Here is a 15,100-nt window from a genome sequence, read left to right on the forward strand (position 1 = left end):
ATCGAACCCCTTGCGCGTCAATGGTTCGCGCAACCGCCCGTGTGCCTCAGTGGTCGGTCTCCAGGTGGAGCTTGAGGAGGTCGACGCCGTAGTCGTTGCCGTTGGGGGTGCGGATGATGGTGTGGATGTGCTGCTGGGTGGGGGTGCCGCCCATGCCTCCCATGCCGCCGCCGGGGCCGCCGCTGGGCATCCCGCTGGGGGCGCCGCTCGGCATTCCGCTCGGCATTCCGCTCGGCATTCCGCTCGGCATTCCGCTCGGCATACCGCTGGGCTGACCGCTCGGCATGCCGCTGGGGGCGCCGCCGCCACCGCCCATCTGGGCGTCCTCGCCGTACGCCAGCGGGGACTGGGCGTCGTACTCGATGAGCACGACCGGGCTGTGCACCCGGTAGTAGAACGCGGAGGAGTCCTTGGTCTCGCCGATCCAGTAGAAGTAGGTCTCGTCGAGGTGGTCCGCCACCTCCTTCAGCTTCACCGCGGCGTGCCCGTCGTCCATGTAACCGACGTAGACGCCGACCAGGTCGAGCAGCTTCTGCCGCTGGGCGGCGGTGAACTCCTTGGCGACGAGGCCCTGGTAGGCCAGCTTCAAGTTGTCCTGGCCGGCCCCGGCCACCATGTTGGTGCCGCCCTTCTCGTCACTGGAGATCACCTTCTTGCGCTGCGCGGAGGTGAGCGACCGCAGCAGCGCCAGCCCGGCCTTGGTCTCCGGCTTGAAGAGGGTGATCTTCTCGCCGTTGTACGTCGCCGAGGTCGGCTCCGAGCCCATGAAGGTCGGCGTCATGACGACCTGGTCGCCGAGGACGAAGTAGTTGATGGCCACGTGGTGGCCCTCGTACTGGAATCCCCAGGGCTGGGTGGTGGACGGGGTGCCCATGAAGGTGAAGTAGTAGTGCCCCTCGGTCAGCGTCTCCTTGCCGCCGCCGTTGTAGTCGCCCAGGAAGGCGTTGAGCTTCATGATGTTGCGGGTCTGGGCGAGCCCGTCGGCGGAGAGCGCCTTGCCGAGCAGGGCGTAGCCGAGGCTGCGCTGCTTCTCGGTCAGGTCGCCCATGCGGGCACCTTCACGCTCGTAGCCGTCGACGTTGCTCCAGGCCAGCCACTCGTCGTCGTCGACCTCGAAGACGGACGCCTTGCGCTCCTTGGCCGTCAGCCCGTCCAGGAACGCCTGCGCGGCCTGTACCACCTGGTCGGTGGAGACGTCCGTGGAGTGGACGGAGAACAGGTCGTCGACGACCTCGCCGTCGGTGGTGACCCCGACGAAGTCGGCGTACTTCACCTCGGTGGCGCCGGGACCCATGCCGCCGGCGCCCCCGGGCATCCCGCTGGGCGCGGCGCTGGCGGCGGACGTCGTCTCCGAGGAGCCGGCCGAGCAGCCGGTCATCGTCGCCACGGCGGCGGCACCGCCGAGCAGCAGCGACCGGTTCATGAACCAGCGGCGGGTGCGCTCGGTCTCGGGGGTGCGTGGTCTGTGTGCGTGCATGGGCGACACAGTTCCCGATCAGCCTTATTTTTCCGTGAGTTGTTCCTGTGAGTCACCTATGAGGCGCGCCTTTCTGACACACCGTCACAGCGCGATGAGCCCGGCCGCCGTCTCCCGGAAGCCGCAGCCGTCGAGGTAGAACGGGCGCAGCCGTTCCTCGAAGTCGACGTGCAGCCACTCGCACCGCGCGGCGCGGGCCCCCTCGGCCGCCCTGGCGACGAGCGCGGCCCCGACACCGCTCCCCCGGTACCGCCGGCCGACCACCGTGTCCAGCACGAAGGCGTGCGCCCCGCCGTCCCAGGCGACGTTGACGAACCCCACCAGCGCCGCGCCGTCCCGGGCGCAGACCCACCCGAGGCTGTGCCGTTCCAGCCGCCCCCGCCAGTCGGTCGCGTCGGTGGCCGGGTGGCCGAACCCCTCGGCGTGCAGCGCGTCGAGGGACGCGTTGTCGAAGTCGCCGCGCCACTGGTACTCGATCGTCAAGGCCCGCTCCTCGTGTCAGTGCCCGGCGCTAAGTTCACCGCATGAAGCCCGAGATGGTCGACCGACTCGACCGGTTCCGTCAGCAGGCCCGCGCCCGCGGGGTGCCGGCCGCCGAGGTGGAGCGGTGGCTGACGGCCGCCCGGCCGTGCGCGACGCTCACGCCGCACGGGGACGGGCCGGTCGTGGGCCGTTTCGGCGGGCCCGCGCCGCTCCCCGCCGGACATCCCGCCCTTCCGCCGCGTACGTACCTCATCGCGTCCCTCGACCTCGCGGCGCTGCCGGGCGACGCGACGACGCTGCCGCTGCCGTCCGGCGGCCGGCTCCTGCTCTTCGCGCGCTCCTACGACGAGGGCATGGACGCCGGTGGCGAGGCGGTGTACGTCCCGGCCGGCACGCCCGTGGCGGAACGGGACCTGGAGCCCGGCCACTCGCCCGACGACCCGTGGGCGCTCCTGGACCGTCCGGGCCCGCCGGGGCACGAGGTCCTGCGCCTGACCCACGACGTCTCCCTCCCGGACAACGAGTCGCTCTACGACCGCGCCGAACACCCGCACGCCCGGCAACTGCGCGACGCCTGGCGGGACATACGGCGCGAGGACGCCCGCTCCGGCCCTCGTTTCCAGCTCGACGGGTACGCCCAGGACCCCTACGGCGAGACCGACATGGTCACCGGATCCGCCTGGATGGCGGCCGAGAAGAGCGGGGAGCCGCCCCGGGTCGAGGACTGGGCCCTGCTCGTCCAGTGGTACGGCGGTCACTACGTCGGCGGTGACGTCTACTGGACGGTCAACCGCCAGGACGCGGCCCGGCGGCGCTTCGGCGAGGTCATGGTCCTGGGCTTCTTCGAGGGTCCGGTGTGACGCCCCGCAGTCCGTCGATCGCGGTGTCGATCGCGGCCAGGGCCGCGGCCCGGTCGAGACCCGCCCGCGACACCAGCGACAGGCCCTGCACGACGTAGAGCAGCAGCTGCGCCTGCGCCTCGGGGCGGGCTCGGTCGGTGACCTCGCCGGTGGCCTGTCCCCGGCGGAGCGCGGCGGCGACGATCTCGGTGAACCGGCGGTAGGAGCGCGCGACGACTTCGGTCGCCTCGCTGTCGCCGGGCACCAGTTCGGCGGTCGTGTTGCCGACCAGACAGCCGTGCGGTGCGCCCAGGTCGAAGACGAGTTCGTCCAGCCGCGCCGGGTGGGTCAGCATCTCGCGCAGCGCCGGCAGCAGCGGCGCGGTGTCGAGCGCCGCGGTCAGACGCCGCTCGTAGACGTCCCAGTAGAGCCGCACCGCGTCCAGGTAGAAGCTGCGCTTGTCGCCGAACGCGCCGTAGAGGCTGCCGCGCTCCACGCCCAGCGCGTCGACCAGGTCCTGGACCGACGTCGCCGCGTACCCCCGGGACCAGAACAGCTCGAGCGCGCGCTCCAGCGTCCGGTCCTTGTCGAACTCACGGGGTCGTCCGGTACGTGCCATGCGGCCGACCCTACACTTCTTGACTGCCCGTTCAAGAAGTCGTAGCTTCGCCTCCACCACTTCTGGAACGGCCGCACAAAAGCCGGCCGGTCACCCCACCCACGGGAACGGATTCATGAAGCGCCTCGAAGGAAAGCACGCACTGATCACCGGGGGGACGAGCGGCATCGGTCTGGCGACCGCCCGCGAGTTCCTCGCCGAGGGAGCGTCCGTCGCGATCACCGGCCGGTCCCGGGAACGGCTGGACGAGGCGGCCCGGCAACTGGAGGGCCCGCTGCTGACCGTCGTCAGCGACGCCGGTGACGTGCCCGGCCAGACAGCACTGGCCGCACGGCTGCGCTCGGAGTGGCCGAAGCTGGACATCCTGATGAGCAACGCCGCCGACGTCACCCATCTCCCCATGGAGGACTGGACCGAGGAGGCGTTCGACCGCCTCCTCGCGACCAACCTCAAGGCACCGTTCTTCCTGATCAGAGACCTGCTGCCGCTCTTCTCGCCGTCGTCCTCGGTGATCCTCGTCGGTTCGGTCTCCGCCTTCGTCGGCCACGAGAACGCGACGGTCTACGGCGCGGCCAAAGCCGGTCTGCTCTCCTACACCCGCGGACTCAGCCACGAACTGCGGGACCGGGGCATCCGGGTCAACGGACTGAGCCCGGGGCCCACGGTCACCAACGTGTTCGCGGCGCTCGGCCCCGAGCGGCAGGCCGCCGTCTACGAGGAGATCCGGGGGACCGTACCCCTCCATCGCCTGGGCACCGCCACCGAACTGGCGAAGGCGGCGGTCTATCTCGCCTCGGACGAGTCCGCCTACACCGCCGGTACCGTGCTGCGCGTCGACGGCGGCATCGGGGCGCTCGCGTACTAGCCCACGGGGCCGAGGTCGGCCCGGACCGTCTTGGCGGGCGGCTCGCGGTCCACCACCTCCCAGCGGTCCGCCAGCGCGGCGACGAGAAACAGCCCCCGGCCGTGCTCGTCGAGCGGCCCGGCGGGACGTACGGCCGGCCGCGGCGGACCGCCGTGCGTGTCCGTCACCTCGATACGGAGGCCCTCCGGGCGGAGGGTCAGGGCCAGTTCGAAGTCCCGGCCGGGCACCCGGCCGTGGGTCACGGCGTTGGCGGCCAGCTCCGCGACGATCACGGCGGCGCGGTCGGAGACGTCCGACCCGTAGGGGATGCCCCACGCCTCCAACTGGCTCCCCGTGAGCCGCCGGGCGAGGCGGGCGCCGCGCGGGGTGGCACTGAGCCGCTGGGTGAACACACGTACGGTAACGGCCGCCGGACGGGCCGATGGTGCTGTCATGCGCCCAATCTGGCGCCCCGGGCACCCACTTCGCCAGGTCGTCACCGCGTACTGTCACGCGGAGTACGCGGTGACTGACTGGACAGTACTGGTCACGTGCCGTGACCATGGGGGCGGGAGGTGACCGTCGTGGTCGATGAGTCGTCGGACAGTCTGCGGACGTTCGGTGCGGTGGTCCAGGCGTTGCGGGAGCACGCGGGGCTCAGCAGGGTGGAGTTCGCCCGACGGGTGCGGTTCTCCAAACATACGGTGGCGTCCGTGGAGTTGGGCAGACGGATGCCGGATGTCTTCTTCGTGGAGCGGGGGGAGGAGGCAACCGGCAACACGGGTGCGTTGCGGAAGGCGTCGGCTCATCTGGTGCGGCAGCCGGGGTTGGCCTCCTGGTTCCGCCGGTGGGCGCAGTTGGAAGCGATGGCTATCGCGCTGTGCACGTATGAATGCCGGATGATTCCTGGCCTGTTGCAGACCGAAGCGTACGTGCGCGCTCTGTCCGCGGCAGCGGTGCCGCCGTTGAATGACGAACAGATCGAGGAACGGTGGGCCGCCCGGGCCGCGAGGCAGAAATTGCTGCGGGAGCGGCCGAACACCGCGTTCAGCTTCATCCTGGAAGAGCACGTGTTCCTGCGTCGCACGGGCGGCGCCGAGGTGATGCGCGGGCAGATCGACCACATCCTGGAGGTCGCCGAGCTCCGGAACGTCCAGATCCAGGTCATGCCCCTCGTGCAGGAGACTCACACCGGGCTGCAAGGGTCCATCCATCTGCTGGAGACACCCGAGAACGAGTGGCTCGCCTACAACGAGGGCCAGAAGTGCGGCCAGTTGATCACGGACCGGAAAGTAGTCAGCGTGTTGCAGAAGCGGTATGCCAGTATGCGTTCACAGGCTCTCACCGTCCCGGACTCCGTGAGCCTGCTGCGGCGGATGCGAGGGGATCTATGAGTACCGACCTGCTCACCTGGTTCAAGTCGAGCTACAGCAGCAGCAGTGACGGCGATTGCGTCGAAGTCGCCCTCACCTGGCACAAGTCCAGTTACAGCTCCAGTGCATCCGGCGACTGCCTGGAGATAGCCACCCTCCCCCACACCATCCACGTCCGCGACTCCAAGGACAAGAACGGCCCCCGCCTCACCCTCTCCCCCGCCGCCTGGGAAGACTTCGTCACCCCGCTGCGGGGGTGACGTCGGCCCGCAGTGCCCCCAGAACCACCGGCGCGTCGCGCCTCCGCGTGGCCACGAGGACCGTTTTCTCCCCGTCCCGGCACTCGATGGCCACGCCGGTCCACTTGTACGTCGTGAACCAGTCCTCGGGGTCCTGGCTCATCCGGAAACCCCGCACGCCTTCCACCGACAAGGTCTCCGGCAGTTCCTTGCGGGCGAAGCGGCCCGCCGGGTCGGCCGTGGCCGCCGGGCGGCCGTCGCCGACCACCAGGAAGGTGTAGCCGGCCACGGCGTACGGCACGTCCCCGCGTACGCTCGCCGCCACCACCTGCCGCCCGCCCGGCGCCACGGCGACGATGTCCCCGGTCTCGTCCGCCGCGCGCAGGCGCCGCGCCCCCAGCCATACGGACAGGCCGCTGACGGCCACCGCCCCGGGCGCCCCGTACGCCGCCGCCAGCAGCACACCCGGCACTCCGCTGCCGAGCGTGCTCGCGAAGAGGGCCCACACGGCCCACAGCACGGCGGCCCCCCACGCCCCCGCGACGACCCACATGTACCGGCTCGGCGGCGTGCCGCGACGCAGCCGGTACCGCGCCCACCAGCCCAGCCACAGCAGCATGACCGCGACCGGCAGCAGCGCCAGCGCGATGCCCAGCGGCATCCGCCAGCCGCCGCGCGGGGCGGCGTGGGTGGCTTCCCGGAGGTCACCGGCGCTCACCGCGCGGATCTCGCCGCGCCAGTAGGTGACCGTGACGCGGTCGCCGGGCTCGACGGACCGGTAGACGGGTCCGTCGGCGTGGTCCATGCGGACGCGGCGCGCGGTGTCCGAGCCGGACACGACGAGATGGAGCCAGTCCTTGTCGGCGCCCCGGGCGTCTTCGCGCTCCTTGCGCTCCACCGAGGCCGGTACGGACGTCGTGCAGTCGTCCGCGCGGGTGTCGCCGCCCCCGGCCGGGCAGGCGGTCGCGGCGGCGTACGCACGCTCCTCGGCCTGCCGGTCCGGCACGGTGCTGAAGAGCCACCCGGAGACCAGGAGCAGGAGCAGACCGAGGACGGCGGGCAGGGCCGCCTGCCAGGTACGGGACGGTCTCGGCACAGGTCCTCCAACAGCGTGTGCGGCCCGGAGCGACACGGCATCGCACCGGCGCGTGAAAGGCAACAACTCCCGTGTCCGGTCCGCCACTTGACACGCCGCCACTTTGCCCAACTCACAGCTCCCTGCCAGGCGGCCTCCCTAAGGTGCCGTGTTCATGACAGACAACACCAACCCCCACGACCCCACCCCCCACGACCCCCACGTCCGGCGCCGCACCGTCATCCTCGGCACCGGCGCCACCGCCGCCGCGCTCACCCTCGGCGCGGTGAACGCCAAGGACGCCGTGACGGCTCCGGACACCGCCCGCGCCGAACCCGTCGCCGCCGCGGCCGTCTGCACCCTCACCAAGGAGCTGACCGAGGGCCCGTACTACCTCGACGGCGCCCTGGTCCGCGCCGACCTCACCGAGGACAAGCCCGGCATCCCGCTGGAGCTGGTCCTCACCGTCGTCGACGACGCCACCTGCGCCCCGCTGAACGAGGCCCTCGTGGAACTGTGGCACTGCGACGCGCTCGGCGAGTACTCCGGCTTCGTCGGCAACAACGGCCACAACGAGCCCGACAACGGCACCTTCCTGCGCGGCGGCATCCTCACCGGCAGCGACGGCACAGCCCGGATCAGCACCATCTACCCCGGCTGGTACCGCGGCCGGTGCGTGCACATCCACGTCAAGGTGCACACGGACGTCACGCTCACCTCGGACGGCTCGTTCAGCGGCGGCGAGGAACTGCACACCGGGCAGTTGTTCATCGCCGAGTCGATCACCACGGCCGTCGCCGCCGTCTCGCCGTACTCGACCAACACCGTGCCGCGCACCACGCTCGCCCAGGACGGCATCTACGGGAACGGCGGCGCCGCGGCCGGTCTGATGACCGTGACCGGCTCCACCACCGCCGGCTACACCGGCAGCCTGACCCTGGGCGTCGATCAGAGCTGAGCCGCGTCCCCGGCCAGGGTCAGCAGTTCCCCGTACACCTCGGCCACGATGTCCTCGAAGGACCGCTGCTCGCCGTCACCCACCCAGCGCGTGAACGCGATGCCGAACACCGCGACGGCCGTCCGGGCCGCCACGGTGGCCGCGAGATCGGCCACGCCGCGCGCCCGGAGGGTGTCGGCGAGCGTCGCGCCGAGGTCGGCCATCTTGCGCAGTTCCCGCTCCTGGAGGGCGGGGTTCTCGTCGATCACGGCCTGGCGCGTACGGGCCTGGGGGCGGCGCTCCGCCGGGAAGTACGACGCCCCGGAGCGCAGCGCGCGGGCGACGGTGTCGAGGGCGGACGCGTCGGGCGGCGCCGCGCGCACCCCGTCCAGGAACGCCTGGGCCAGCAGGTGCTGCCCGTGGAAGAGAACCTCGCGCTTGTCGCTGAAGTGCCGGAAGAACGTCCGCTCGGTCAGCCCGACGGACTGCGCGATCTCCGTGGCGGTCGTGCGCTCGTAGCCGCGGGTCGCGAACAGTTCCAGCGCGGCCGCCTGAAGCCGCTCCGCGGTCCCGGGTTTCCATCTCGCCATGCGAGGAGTTTAGACACAGCGCGCGCAGTGATGACAGCGACTGACGTTGGGGCGTACAGTGATGTCTGTGACTGACGTCAGTCACAGACATCACCTGTCGACAGCACAGCACGAGGAGCACGTCATGCGCGTATTCGTCACCGGGGCCTCCGGCTGGATCGGCTCCGCCGTCGTGGACGAACTGCTCGCCACCGGCCACGAGGTCACCGGACTGGCCAGGTCGGACGCCTCCGCCGCGGCCCTGGCGGCGAAGGGCGCCGAGGTCCGCCGCGGCGACCTGGACGACCTGGCCGGCATCCGGCGCGGGGCGGAGGCCGCCGAGGCCGTCATCCACCTGGCCAACAAGCACGACTGGGCGGACCAGGCGGCGACCAACGCGGCCGAGCGGGGCGCCGTGCAGACCATCGGCGACGCGCTCGCCGGCAGCGGCCGGACCTTCATGCTCGCCTCCGGTGTCGCGGGGCTCACCCGGGGCCGGCCCGCCACCGAGGACGACCCGAGCCCGTTCCACGGCCCCGACGCGCCGCGCGGCGGCACGGAGAACCTGGCCCTGGAATTCGTCGAGCGCGGTGTGCACAGCGTGAGCCTGCGGTTCTCGCCGACCGTGCACGGCGCCGGCGACCACGGGTTCGTCTCGCTGCTCACCGCCGCGGCCAAGGAGAAGGGCGTCTCCGTCTACCCGGGTGAGGGGACCACCCGGTGGGCCGCGGTGCACCGGAGCGACGCCGCCCGGATGGTCGGGCTCGGCCTGGAGAAGGCCCCGGCGGGCTCCCGGCTGCACGCCGTCGCGGAGGAGGGCGTCACCAGCCGGGCCATCGCGGAGGCCATCGGCCGCGCCCACGGCCTGCCGGTCGCCGCCATCGACCCGGCCGAGGCGCCGGACCACTTCGGCTGGATCGGCACCTTCTTCAGCATGGATCTCGCCGCGACCAGCGACGTGACGCGGGAACTGCTGGGCTGGACGCCGGCCGGGCCGACGCTGCTGGAGGACATCGCGGCGGGGGCGTACGGCGCCGCGTGACGGCGTCGCCGGCGCGTGGCACGTGACGTGTGGCCAATTCCAATACCGGTATAGTATGGCCGGTATTGGAATTGGCCGCACGCCGAGAAGGACGACGCCCGTGATCGAGATCCTCAACCCCACCCTGCTGACCCGTGCCACGGACACGGGCGCCCTGGTCGCCGACATCCTGCACACCCTGAAGGGCCGCGCCACGGTCGGCACGAACCTGCTGGACATCGACCGGTGGGCCAAGGAGATGATCGTCGAGGCGGGGGCCACGTCCTGCTACGTCGACTACGCCCCCTCCTTCGGGCGCGGCCCGTTCGGCCACTACATCTGCACGGCCGTCAACGACGCCGTACTGCACGGGCTGCCGCACGACTACGCCCTGGCCGACGGCGACCTGCTCACCCTCGACCTCGCCGTACTGCGCGGCGGCGTCGCGGCGGACGCCGCCATCAGCTTCCTGGTGGGCGAGGCCCGGCCGCCGGCGAGCGTCGCGATGATCGAGGCGACCGAACGCGCGCTGGCGGCCGGGATCGCCGCCGCCCGGCCCGGGGCCCGGATCGGCGACCTCTCGCACGCCATCGGCACGGTGCTGAAGGAGGCGGGCTACCCGGTCAACACCGAGTTCGGCGGGCACGGCATCGGCTCGACGATGCACCAGGACCCGCACGTCCCGAACACCGGCCGGCCCGGCCGCGGCTACCCGCTGCGCCCCGGCCTGCTGCTGGCCCTGGAGCCGTGGGTCATGGCGGACACCGCCCGCCTCGTCACCGACCCGGACGGCTGGACCCTGCGCAGCGCGACCGGCTGCCGCACCGCCCACAGCGAGCACACCATCGCCATCACGGAGGACGGGGCGCGGATCCTCACGCTGCCGACGGGGACCGGCCAGGCGTAGCCCGGCCGGACCGCCCCCAGGGCACCTAGGGGGCGTCGCCCCCGGTGCCGCCCCCGCTCTCGCTGGGGCTCCGCTCGATCAGGATCATCGGCTCGCTGCCCTTCAGCTGCTGCCAGATGGTCACCAGCGCCACGAGCTGGCCGACCAGGAACGCCATCTGCACCGAGGCCGTGCGCCACTGGTACAGGGACAGCAGCAGGCCCGCCCTGGTCGGCCAGTAACGCCGCTCCCCGCGGAAGGTGTCGATGTCCATCGCGACCCCGGTCAGGGTGAGGACCAGCAGCATCAGACTGAGGTCGAGCGGCCAGGTGCCGAAGGACTGGTCGACGATCCAGTCGCCGGCCCACTGCGCGAACACCGGAGCCGCGTAGACGAGGGCCAGCCCGGAGGCGCGGGCCGGACCGCGCCGGCCGGGCAGCACCCGCCACAGGGCGCCCAGCGCGAACCCGGCGCCGACCCACATCAGTTCCATGGTCAGCGCGTACATCCCCGTCTCGACGAACCCGAAGCGCTGGAGGAACTTCTCGTCCCACTGCACGCCGCGGACATGATCGGCCCAGGTGAGTATCGCGACCGCGGGCACCGAGAGCAGCGCGGCGAAGCGCGCGGCCCGCAGCGCGTTGCCCCACGAGGTGGCCTGCGGCCCCCAGGCCAGGGCCAGTTCCACCGGGCCGACGGACGGCGGCAGCCGGATCCAGGTGTGCGGCAGGCCGGCCGGCGGGGCGGGGTGCGGCAGCCGGTGCAGCCGGTCCAGCTCGCGTTCCAGCGCGGAGCGGTCCTCGTCCTGCTGGCCCTGTTCCAGCCGGCGCAACTGGGCGTGCAGCTCCCGGTGCCGGCGCGCCGCCCGGAGTAGGTAGCGCCGGTCGGCTTCCCGCGCCACCTCGTGCAGCCGGCGGCCCGCGGGCAGCCGCTGGTACAGCACCGCGCGTCTGGTGCCGAGGGCGAGCAGGCCGGTCAGGACCAGCCAGAGCGCCAGCAGCGGCAGCAGCGGCAGCGGGACACCCGCGTACCAGCCGACCACCGGCGCGACGCAGACGACGACGAAGACCTTCAGGACGCGCAGGTCCGCCGGCGCCGGGAGGGCGGCCGGCGGGGCGGGGGCCGCCCGGGCGCGGGCCCGCAGCACGGCCAGGATGGCCAGCGAGGGGCCCCACCACCAGAGGTAGCCGCCGTGGAACCAGTCCAGCCAGTCGGCGGGGAACCAGCGCAGGTCGTTGAAGAGGGTCGCCACGTGCCACAGTCCGTAGACCTCGTCCGCGTTGCGTCTGCTGAGCCAGCTCTGGTGCTGCCACAGGTTCTCCGCGGTCCACACGCTCACCGCGGCGACCGCCGCCGACACCAGGACCAGTGCGGCCAGCAGGGCGGGCGGGAAGCGGCCCCACGGCCGGCCGGGCACCGGGGCGTCGACGGCGCGCCACAGCCGCAGCAGGGCCGCCGCGGCACCCACCAGCCAGATCAGGACCACGCAGGCGCAGGCCCCGGCGAACGCGGCCATGGCCCCCGTCTCCTGGAACCTGCGCACCTCGTCGGGGAAGTTCTCCCAGTCGAGCAGCAACTGGGTGGGCAGGGCCAGCCACCCGGGGCGGCACACCACCACGGTCACATAGCCGGTGGCGGCGACGACGAGAGCGGTGGCCAATCGGCCGGGCCGGCCGAAGACGCACAGCGCCAGACCGGTGAGGACGGTGAGCCCGAAGTGCACGGCGACGCGCTGCTCGTCCGTCCAGAACAGGGCCGTGCCCCGCCCGGCGAAGTGGCTCAGCAGCGGGCCGTCCAGGAGCTGGACGGCGGTGAGCGCGAAGGCCAGCCAGGCCACCGACAGCAGATTGCGGACGGTCCGGGTCTCCGCGTCGGCGCGCGGGGTGCCGGCGGGCGCGCGCCGCACGGTGCGGGCCATGACCAGGAGCAGGACCAGGAACACCACCTGCAACAGCAGCCAGGCCAGGGCGTCCAGGACGTACCAGGGGTGGTCGCTCCACCGGGCCGCCGACGCCTTGGCGGCCGGCGGTTGCAGGGCGAGCCGGATCCCGGGCGGCGCACCGCCCGCCCGCTCCCGGCTCCAGGTCAGCACGGTCGTGGCACCCGTGGTCGGCGCCGGGGAGACACTCCGGGCGGCCCGGCCGCCCAGGTCGACGGTGACCTCCTGCCACCAGGAGCCGTCCAGGGCGGGCGGCCGGATCAGTTCCAGTCGCCACAGCCGGGTGCCGACGGTGAGGTTCCAGGGCCCGAACTCCCGGGTGCCGAGCCCTACGACCCAGGTCATGACCCGCTGGTCGACCGTCACCCACTTCGTGCCGACGGTCACCTGGGGCGCCTCGGTGCGGCCCTCCGTGTCCCGGTACGGATAGGGGTCGTCGGGCCGGCGCAGCAGGCACCGCATCGCCGTCCGGTACCGCTCGGTGTCCCCGTTCAGCAGCAGATCCGGTGCCTGGCTCCAGGACTTGGGCACCTTGACCGTCAAGCGTCCCTCGGCCTTGCTGTAGTCCTCGTTCCGGTGCGTGAACCGGACCGACGCGGTGACCCGCGCCGACTTCAGCTGTCCGGTGTGGCAGGCGTCGTCCGCGGCCCGGGCGGACGCTCCGGGCAGCAGGCACAGCAGCGTCGCCGCGGCCCACAGGAAAAGAACATGCCGCAGCCCCCGCTTCACCAGGCCCCCCGCTGGTCCGCCACTGCTCAGAGACAGTCTTATACCCCGGTGGAGCGGGTCCCGACCCCGGAACGGGCGAAGGCGGCCTCGCTAGTTGCTGTCCATCGGCCGCGCCAGGTGTTCTGAGGGAGACGGCCGGGTCGCGTCGGCGTCGGGCCCGGGAGTCCGCTCGTTCAGCCACCGATCGAGTACCGAGGTGGCCCGCCGGTAGTCTGTCAGCTCACCGGTTTTGACGGGCGTACCGGCCGGGAGCGGTTCCGGTAACGCGGGAAAACGCGGTGCTGAAGGCAGTGGTCGAGCCGTAACCGATCGCACGGGCGATCTCGGCGATCGGCTGATCCCCCTGGCGCAGAGCGCGTTTGGCCATGGCCATCCGCCAGGACAGCAGGTACTCGATCGGCGTCAGGCCCACGCGCCGGACGAACCGCTCGGCCAGGACCGATCGTGAGACCCGTGCCTCGGCCGCCAGGGTCGCCACCGTCCAGGGCCGGGCGGTGTTCGCGTGGATCGCTTGCAGGGCAGCCGCCACCGGGGGGTCGCCCAAGCCGGCCAGAAGGTTGGCCGGCGGCTGCTCCAGCGTCGCGGGAGCGCTGCGCAGCGCCTCCACCAGCATCACCTCGACGAGCCGGGTCAGCACCAGCGACGCACCGGGCCGGGCCGAGCCGGCCTCGTCACCGATCAGCTCGAGCAGGCGCGCGATCCGCCCGGCGCCGTCAGTGTCCGCCCGCAGGTGGACCACGGTCGGCAGCAGGTCCAGCAGGAGACCGGCGTTCTCCGGCTCGATCGTGAAGTGCCCGGCGAGCAACCGCACCGCTGTCCCTCCTTCGCTGCCCAGTCTCAGGTAGTTGTCCTGGGTGCCGGCCAGTGCCCGTTCCCCGTCGACGACGTCCCCGCCGGTGTCCTCGCCGATGTCACTGCTGAAGGTGAAGGCGGGTGGGCCCGACAGAAGCAGGAAGTCTCCCTTCGCGAGCCGGACCGGGGCTCCCTCGCACCGCAGCCAGCAGTGGCCGACGGTAACCACACCGAAGTTGACGTCGGGGTTGGCCGCGAACGACAGCACCCACCGCCCAGAACCCTCGATCTGTTTCCAGAGGACGACGCGCGGGTGCAGCAGACCGATCACATCGGTCAGTGGATCGGCCATCCGGACTCTCGCTAACTAATGGAAGACTTTCAATGATAGACAGTCCGGGCCGATGGCGTCGAGACTCGATGCATGAGCACACAGACCCGCAAGACCGTCCTGATCACCGGCAGTTCGTCGGGGTTCGGCAAGGCCACGGCCGCGCTCTTCCTGGACCGGGGGTGGAACGTCGTCGCGACGGCCCGCCGCCCGGCGCCGGAGGGCCACCTCGGCCCGGACACCGATCACCTGCTGACCTGTGCGCTGGACATCACCGACCCGGACTCGATCCAGGCCGCCCTCCGGGACGCCCTGGTCCGCTTCGGCCGACTTGACTGCGTCGTCAACAACGCCGGCGCCGGGCTGTTCTCCGTCTTCGAGTCCACCCCGATGGCCACCGTCCGGGCGCTGTTCGAGACCAACGTGTTCGGGATGATGCAGGTGACGCAGGCCGCCCTGCCGATCCTCGCGGCACAGGGCAGCGGGTGCCTGATCGCGATCAGTTCCGGGGCCGCGATCGTCCCTGAGCCGCTGCTCTCGGTTTACAGCGCCACCAAGTTCGCCGTCGAAGGCTTCACTGAATCCCTGCGGTACGAGGCAGCCGCGCGCGGAGTCTCGGTCAAGCTCATCGAGCCCGGCCTGGTGCGGGGAACCAACTTTCTGGCCCGCACCGCCGAGAGCGCTCAGGCTGTCCCCGTCGCCGCCGGCTACGAAACGCTCGTGCAGCAGATGATGGGCACGTTCGAGCAGGAGTGGCCCTACCGGCTCGCGACCGCTCAGACGGTGGCCGAAGTCGTCGTCACTGCGGCCGGCGACGACAGCACGCGGCTTCGGTACCTGGTCGGCGAAGACGTCGAGACCTCCGCCCGGATGCGGCGCGAGACCTCCGAGGAGGACTACAACGACTGGGCCCTGGCCCGCGTCGGCGGTCAGTGAGGTCACCGCTC

The 15,100-nt window shown here is 71.9% G+C and carries 16 protein-coding genes; 8 read left to right on the forward strand and 8 right to left on the reverse strand.

Translation table 11 applies throughout. The annotated features are described in order from the left end of the window. Positions 1 to 46: 46 nt before the first annotated feature. Both AB0G32_RS30755 and AB0G32_RS30760 read right to left on the reverse strand, forming a co-directional pair. Positions 47 to 1,477, reverse strand: coding sequence for a DUF3500 domain-containing protein (locus tag AB0G32_RS30755; RefSeq protein WP_361170559.1), 1,431 nt, complete (start codon positions 1,475 to 1,477; stop codon positions 47 to 49). Between the two features lie 84 nt (positions 1,478 to 1,561). Next, on the reverse strand, positions 1,562 to 1,960 hold the full coding sequence (locus tag AB0G32_RS30760; protein WP_361170562.1) for a GNAT family N-acetyltransferase: 399 nt from the start codon (positions 1,958 to 1,960) through the stop codon (positions 1,562 to 1,564). A 41-nt stretch (positions 1,961 to 2,001) separates the two neighbouring features. Between AB0G32_RS30760 and AB0G32_RS30765 the strand changes: the two genes are divergently transcribed. Beyond that, positions 2,002 to 2,820, forward strand: coding sequence for a DUF1963 domain-containing protein (locus AB0G32_RS30765; RefSeq protein WP_361170565.1), 819 nt, complete (start codon positions 2,002 to 2,004; stop codon positions 2,818 to 2,820). On the opposite strand, the gene AB0G32_RS30770 is transcribed toward AB0G32_RS30765, so the two are convergent. Then, positions 2,786 to 3,418 carry a TetR/AcrR family transcriptional regulator gene (locus tag AB0G32_RS30770; RefSeq protein ID WP_361170568.1) on the reverse strand — a complete coding sequence of 211 codons (633 nt, stop codon included), beginning with the start codon at positions 3,416 to 3,418 and terminating at the stop codon, positions 2,786 to 2,788. The two genes, AB0G32_RS30765 and AB0G32_RS30770, sit on opposite strands and share 35 nt — an antisense overlap. A 115-nt stretch (positions 3,419 to 3,533) precedes the next feature. Between AB0G32_RS30770 and AB0G32_RS30775 the strand changes: the two genes are divergently transcribed. After that, the gene (locus AB0G32_RS30775; RefSeq protein ID WP_361170571.1) at positions 3,534 to 4,283 is read left to right on the forward strand and encodes an SDR family oxidoreductase; all 750 of its coding nucleotides are present in this window, start codon (positions 3,534 to 3,536) and stop codon (positions 4,281 to 4,283) included. Here AB0G32_RS30775 and AB0G32_RS30780 read toward each other — a convergent pair. After that, positions 4,280 to 4,717 carry an ATP-binding protein gene (locus tag AB0G32_RS30780; protein ID WP_361170574.1) on the reverse strand — a complete coding sequence of 146 codons (438 nt, stop codon included), beginning with the start codon at positions 4,715 to 4,717 and terminating at the stop codon, positions 4,280 to 4,282. The two genes, AB0G32_RS30775 and AB0G32_RS30780, sit on opposite strands and share 4 nt — an antisense overlap. A gap of 120 nt (positions 4,718 to 4,837) precedes the next feature. Between AB0G32_RS30780 and AB0G32_RS30785 the strand changes: the two genes are divergently transcribed. Both AB0G32_RS30785 and AB0G32_RS30790 read left to right on the forward strand, forming a co-directional pair. Then, entirely contained in the window at positions 4,838 to 5,656 is an 819-nt protein-coding gene (locus tag AB0G32_RS30785; RefSeq protein WP_361170577.1) for a helix-turn-helix transcriptional regulator, read from the forward strand. Then, positions 5,653 to 5,895: a DUF397 domain-containing protein gene (locus AB0G32_RS30790; protein ID WP_361170580.1), complete on the forward strand. Its 243-nt coding sequence runs from the start codon at positions 5,653 to 5,655 to the stop codon at positions 5,893 to 5,895. Before AB0G32_RS30785 ends, AB0G32_RS30790 begins: the two co-directional genes overlap by 4 nt. Here the strand turns inward: AB0G32_RS30790 and AB0G32_RS30795 are convergent. Next, positions 5,876 to 6,970, reverse strand: a complete 1,095-nt coding sequence (locus AB0G32_RS30795; protein ID WP_361170583.1) for a hypothetical protein — start codon at positions 6,968 to 6,970, stop codon at positions 5,876 to 5,878. The two genes, AB0G32_RS30790 and AB0G32_RS30795, sit on opposite strands and share 20 nt — an antisense overlap. Before the next feature lie 154 nt (positions 6,971 to 7,124). Here AB0G32_RS30795 and AB0G32_RS30800 point away from each other — a divergent pair, with 154 nt between their 5' ends. Then, on the forward strand, positions 7,125 to 7,907 hold the full coding sequence (locus AB0G32_RS30800) for an intradiol ring-cleavage dioxygenase (protein ID WP_361170586.1): 783 nt from the start codon (positions 7,125 to 7,127) through the stop codon (positions 7,905 to 7,907). Here the strand turns inward: AB0G32_RS30800 and AB0G32_RS30805 are convergent. After that, positions 7,898 to 8,476: a helix-turn-helix domain-containing protein gene (locus tag AB0G32_RS30805; protein ID WP_361170589.1), complete on the reverse strand. Its 579-nt coding sequence runs from the start codon at positions 8,474 to 8,476 to the stop codon at positions 7,898 to 7,900. The genes AB0G32_RS30800 and AB0G32_RS30805 overlap by 10 nt on opposite strands. Positions 8,477 to 8,600: 124 nt before the next feature. Here AB0G32_RS30805 and AB0G32_RS30810 point away from each other — a divergent pair, with 124 nt between their 5' ends. Further along, positions 8,601 to 9,497 (forward strand): SDR family oxidoreductase, encoded by an 897-nt coding sequence (locus AB0G32_RS30810; RefSeq protein WP_361170592.1) that lies wholly within the window; start codon positions 8,601 to 8,603, stop codon positions 9,495 to 9,497. A 100-nt stretch (positions 9,498 to 9,597) separates the two neighbouring features. Further along, positions 9,598 to 10,383 carry a type I methionyl aminopeptidase gene (gene map, locus AB0G32_RS30815; RefSeq protein ID WP_361170595.1) on the forward strand — a complete coding sequence of 262 codons (786 nt, stop codon included), beginning with the start codon at positions 9,598 to 9,600 and terminating at the stop codon, positions 10,381 to 10,383. Positions 10,384 to 10,408: 25 nt separating this feature from the next. Here map and AB0G32_RS30820 read toward each other — a convergent pair whose 3' ends face one another. After that, complete coding sequence (locus AB0G32_RS30820; protein WP_361170598.1) at positions 10,409 to 13,030, reverse strand: DUF6185 family protein; 2,622 nt, start codon at positions 13,028 to 13,030, stop codon at positions 10,409 to 10,411. A 220-nt stretch (positions 13,031 to 13,250) separates the two neighbouring features. After that, positions 13,251 to 14,174 (reverse strand): AraC family transcriptional regulator, encoded by a 924-nt coding sequence (locus AB0G32_RS30825; protein WP_361170601.1) that lies wholly within the window; start codon positions 14,172 to 14,174, stop codon positions 13,251 to 13,253. Between the two features lie 72 nt (positions 14,175 to 14,246). On the opposite strand from AB0G32_RS30825, the gene AB0G32_RS30830 reads away from it, so the two are divergent. Then, on the forward strand, positions 14,247 to 15,089 hold the full coding sequence (locus AB0G32_RS30830) for an SDR family oxidoreductase (RefSeq protein ID WP_361170604.1): 843 nt from the start codon (positions 14,247 to 14,249) through the stop codon (positions 15,087 to 15,089). Positions 15,090 to 15,100 lie beyond the last annotated feature (11 nt).

This window comes from Streptomyces sp. NPDC023723, assembly GCF_040639815.1.
GTDB lineage: Bacteria > Actinomycetota > Actinomycetes > Streptomycetales > Streptomycetaceae > Streptomyces.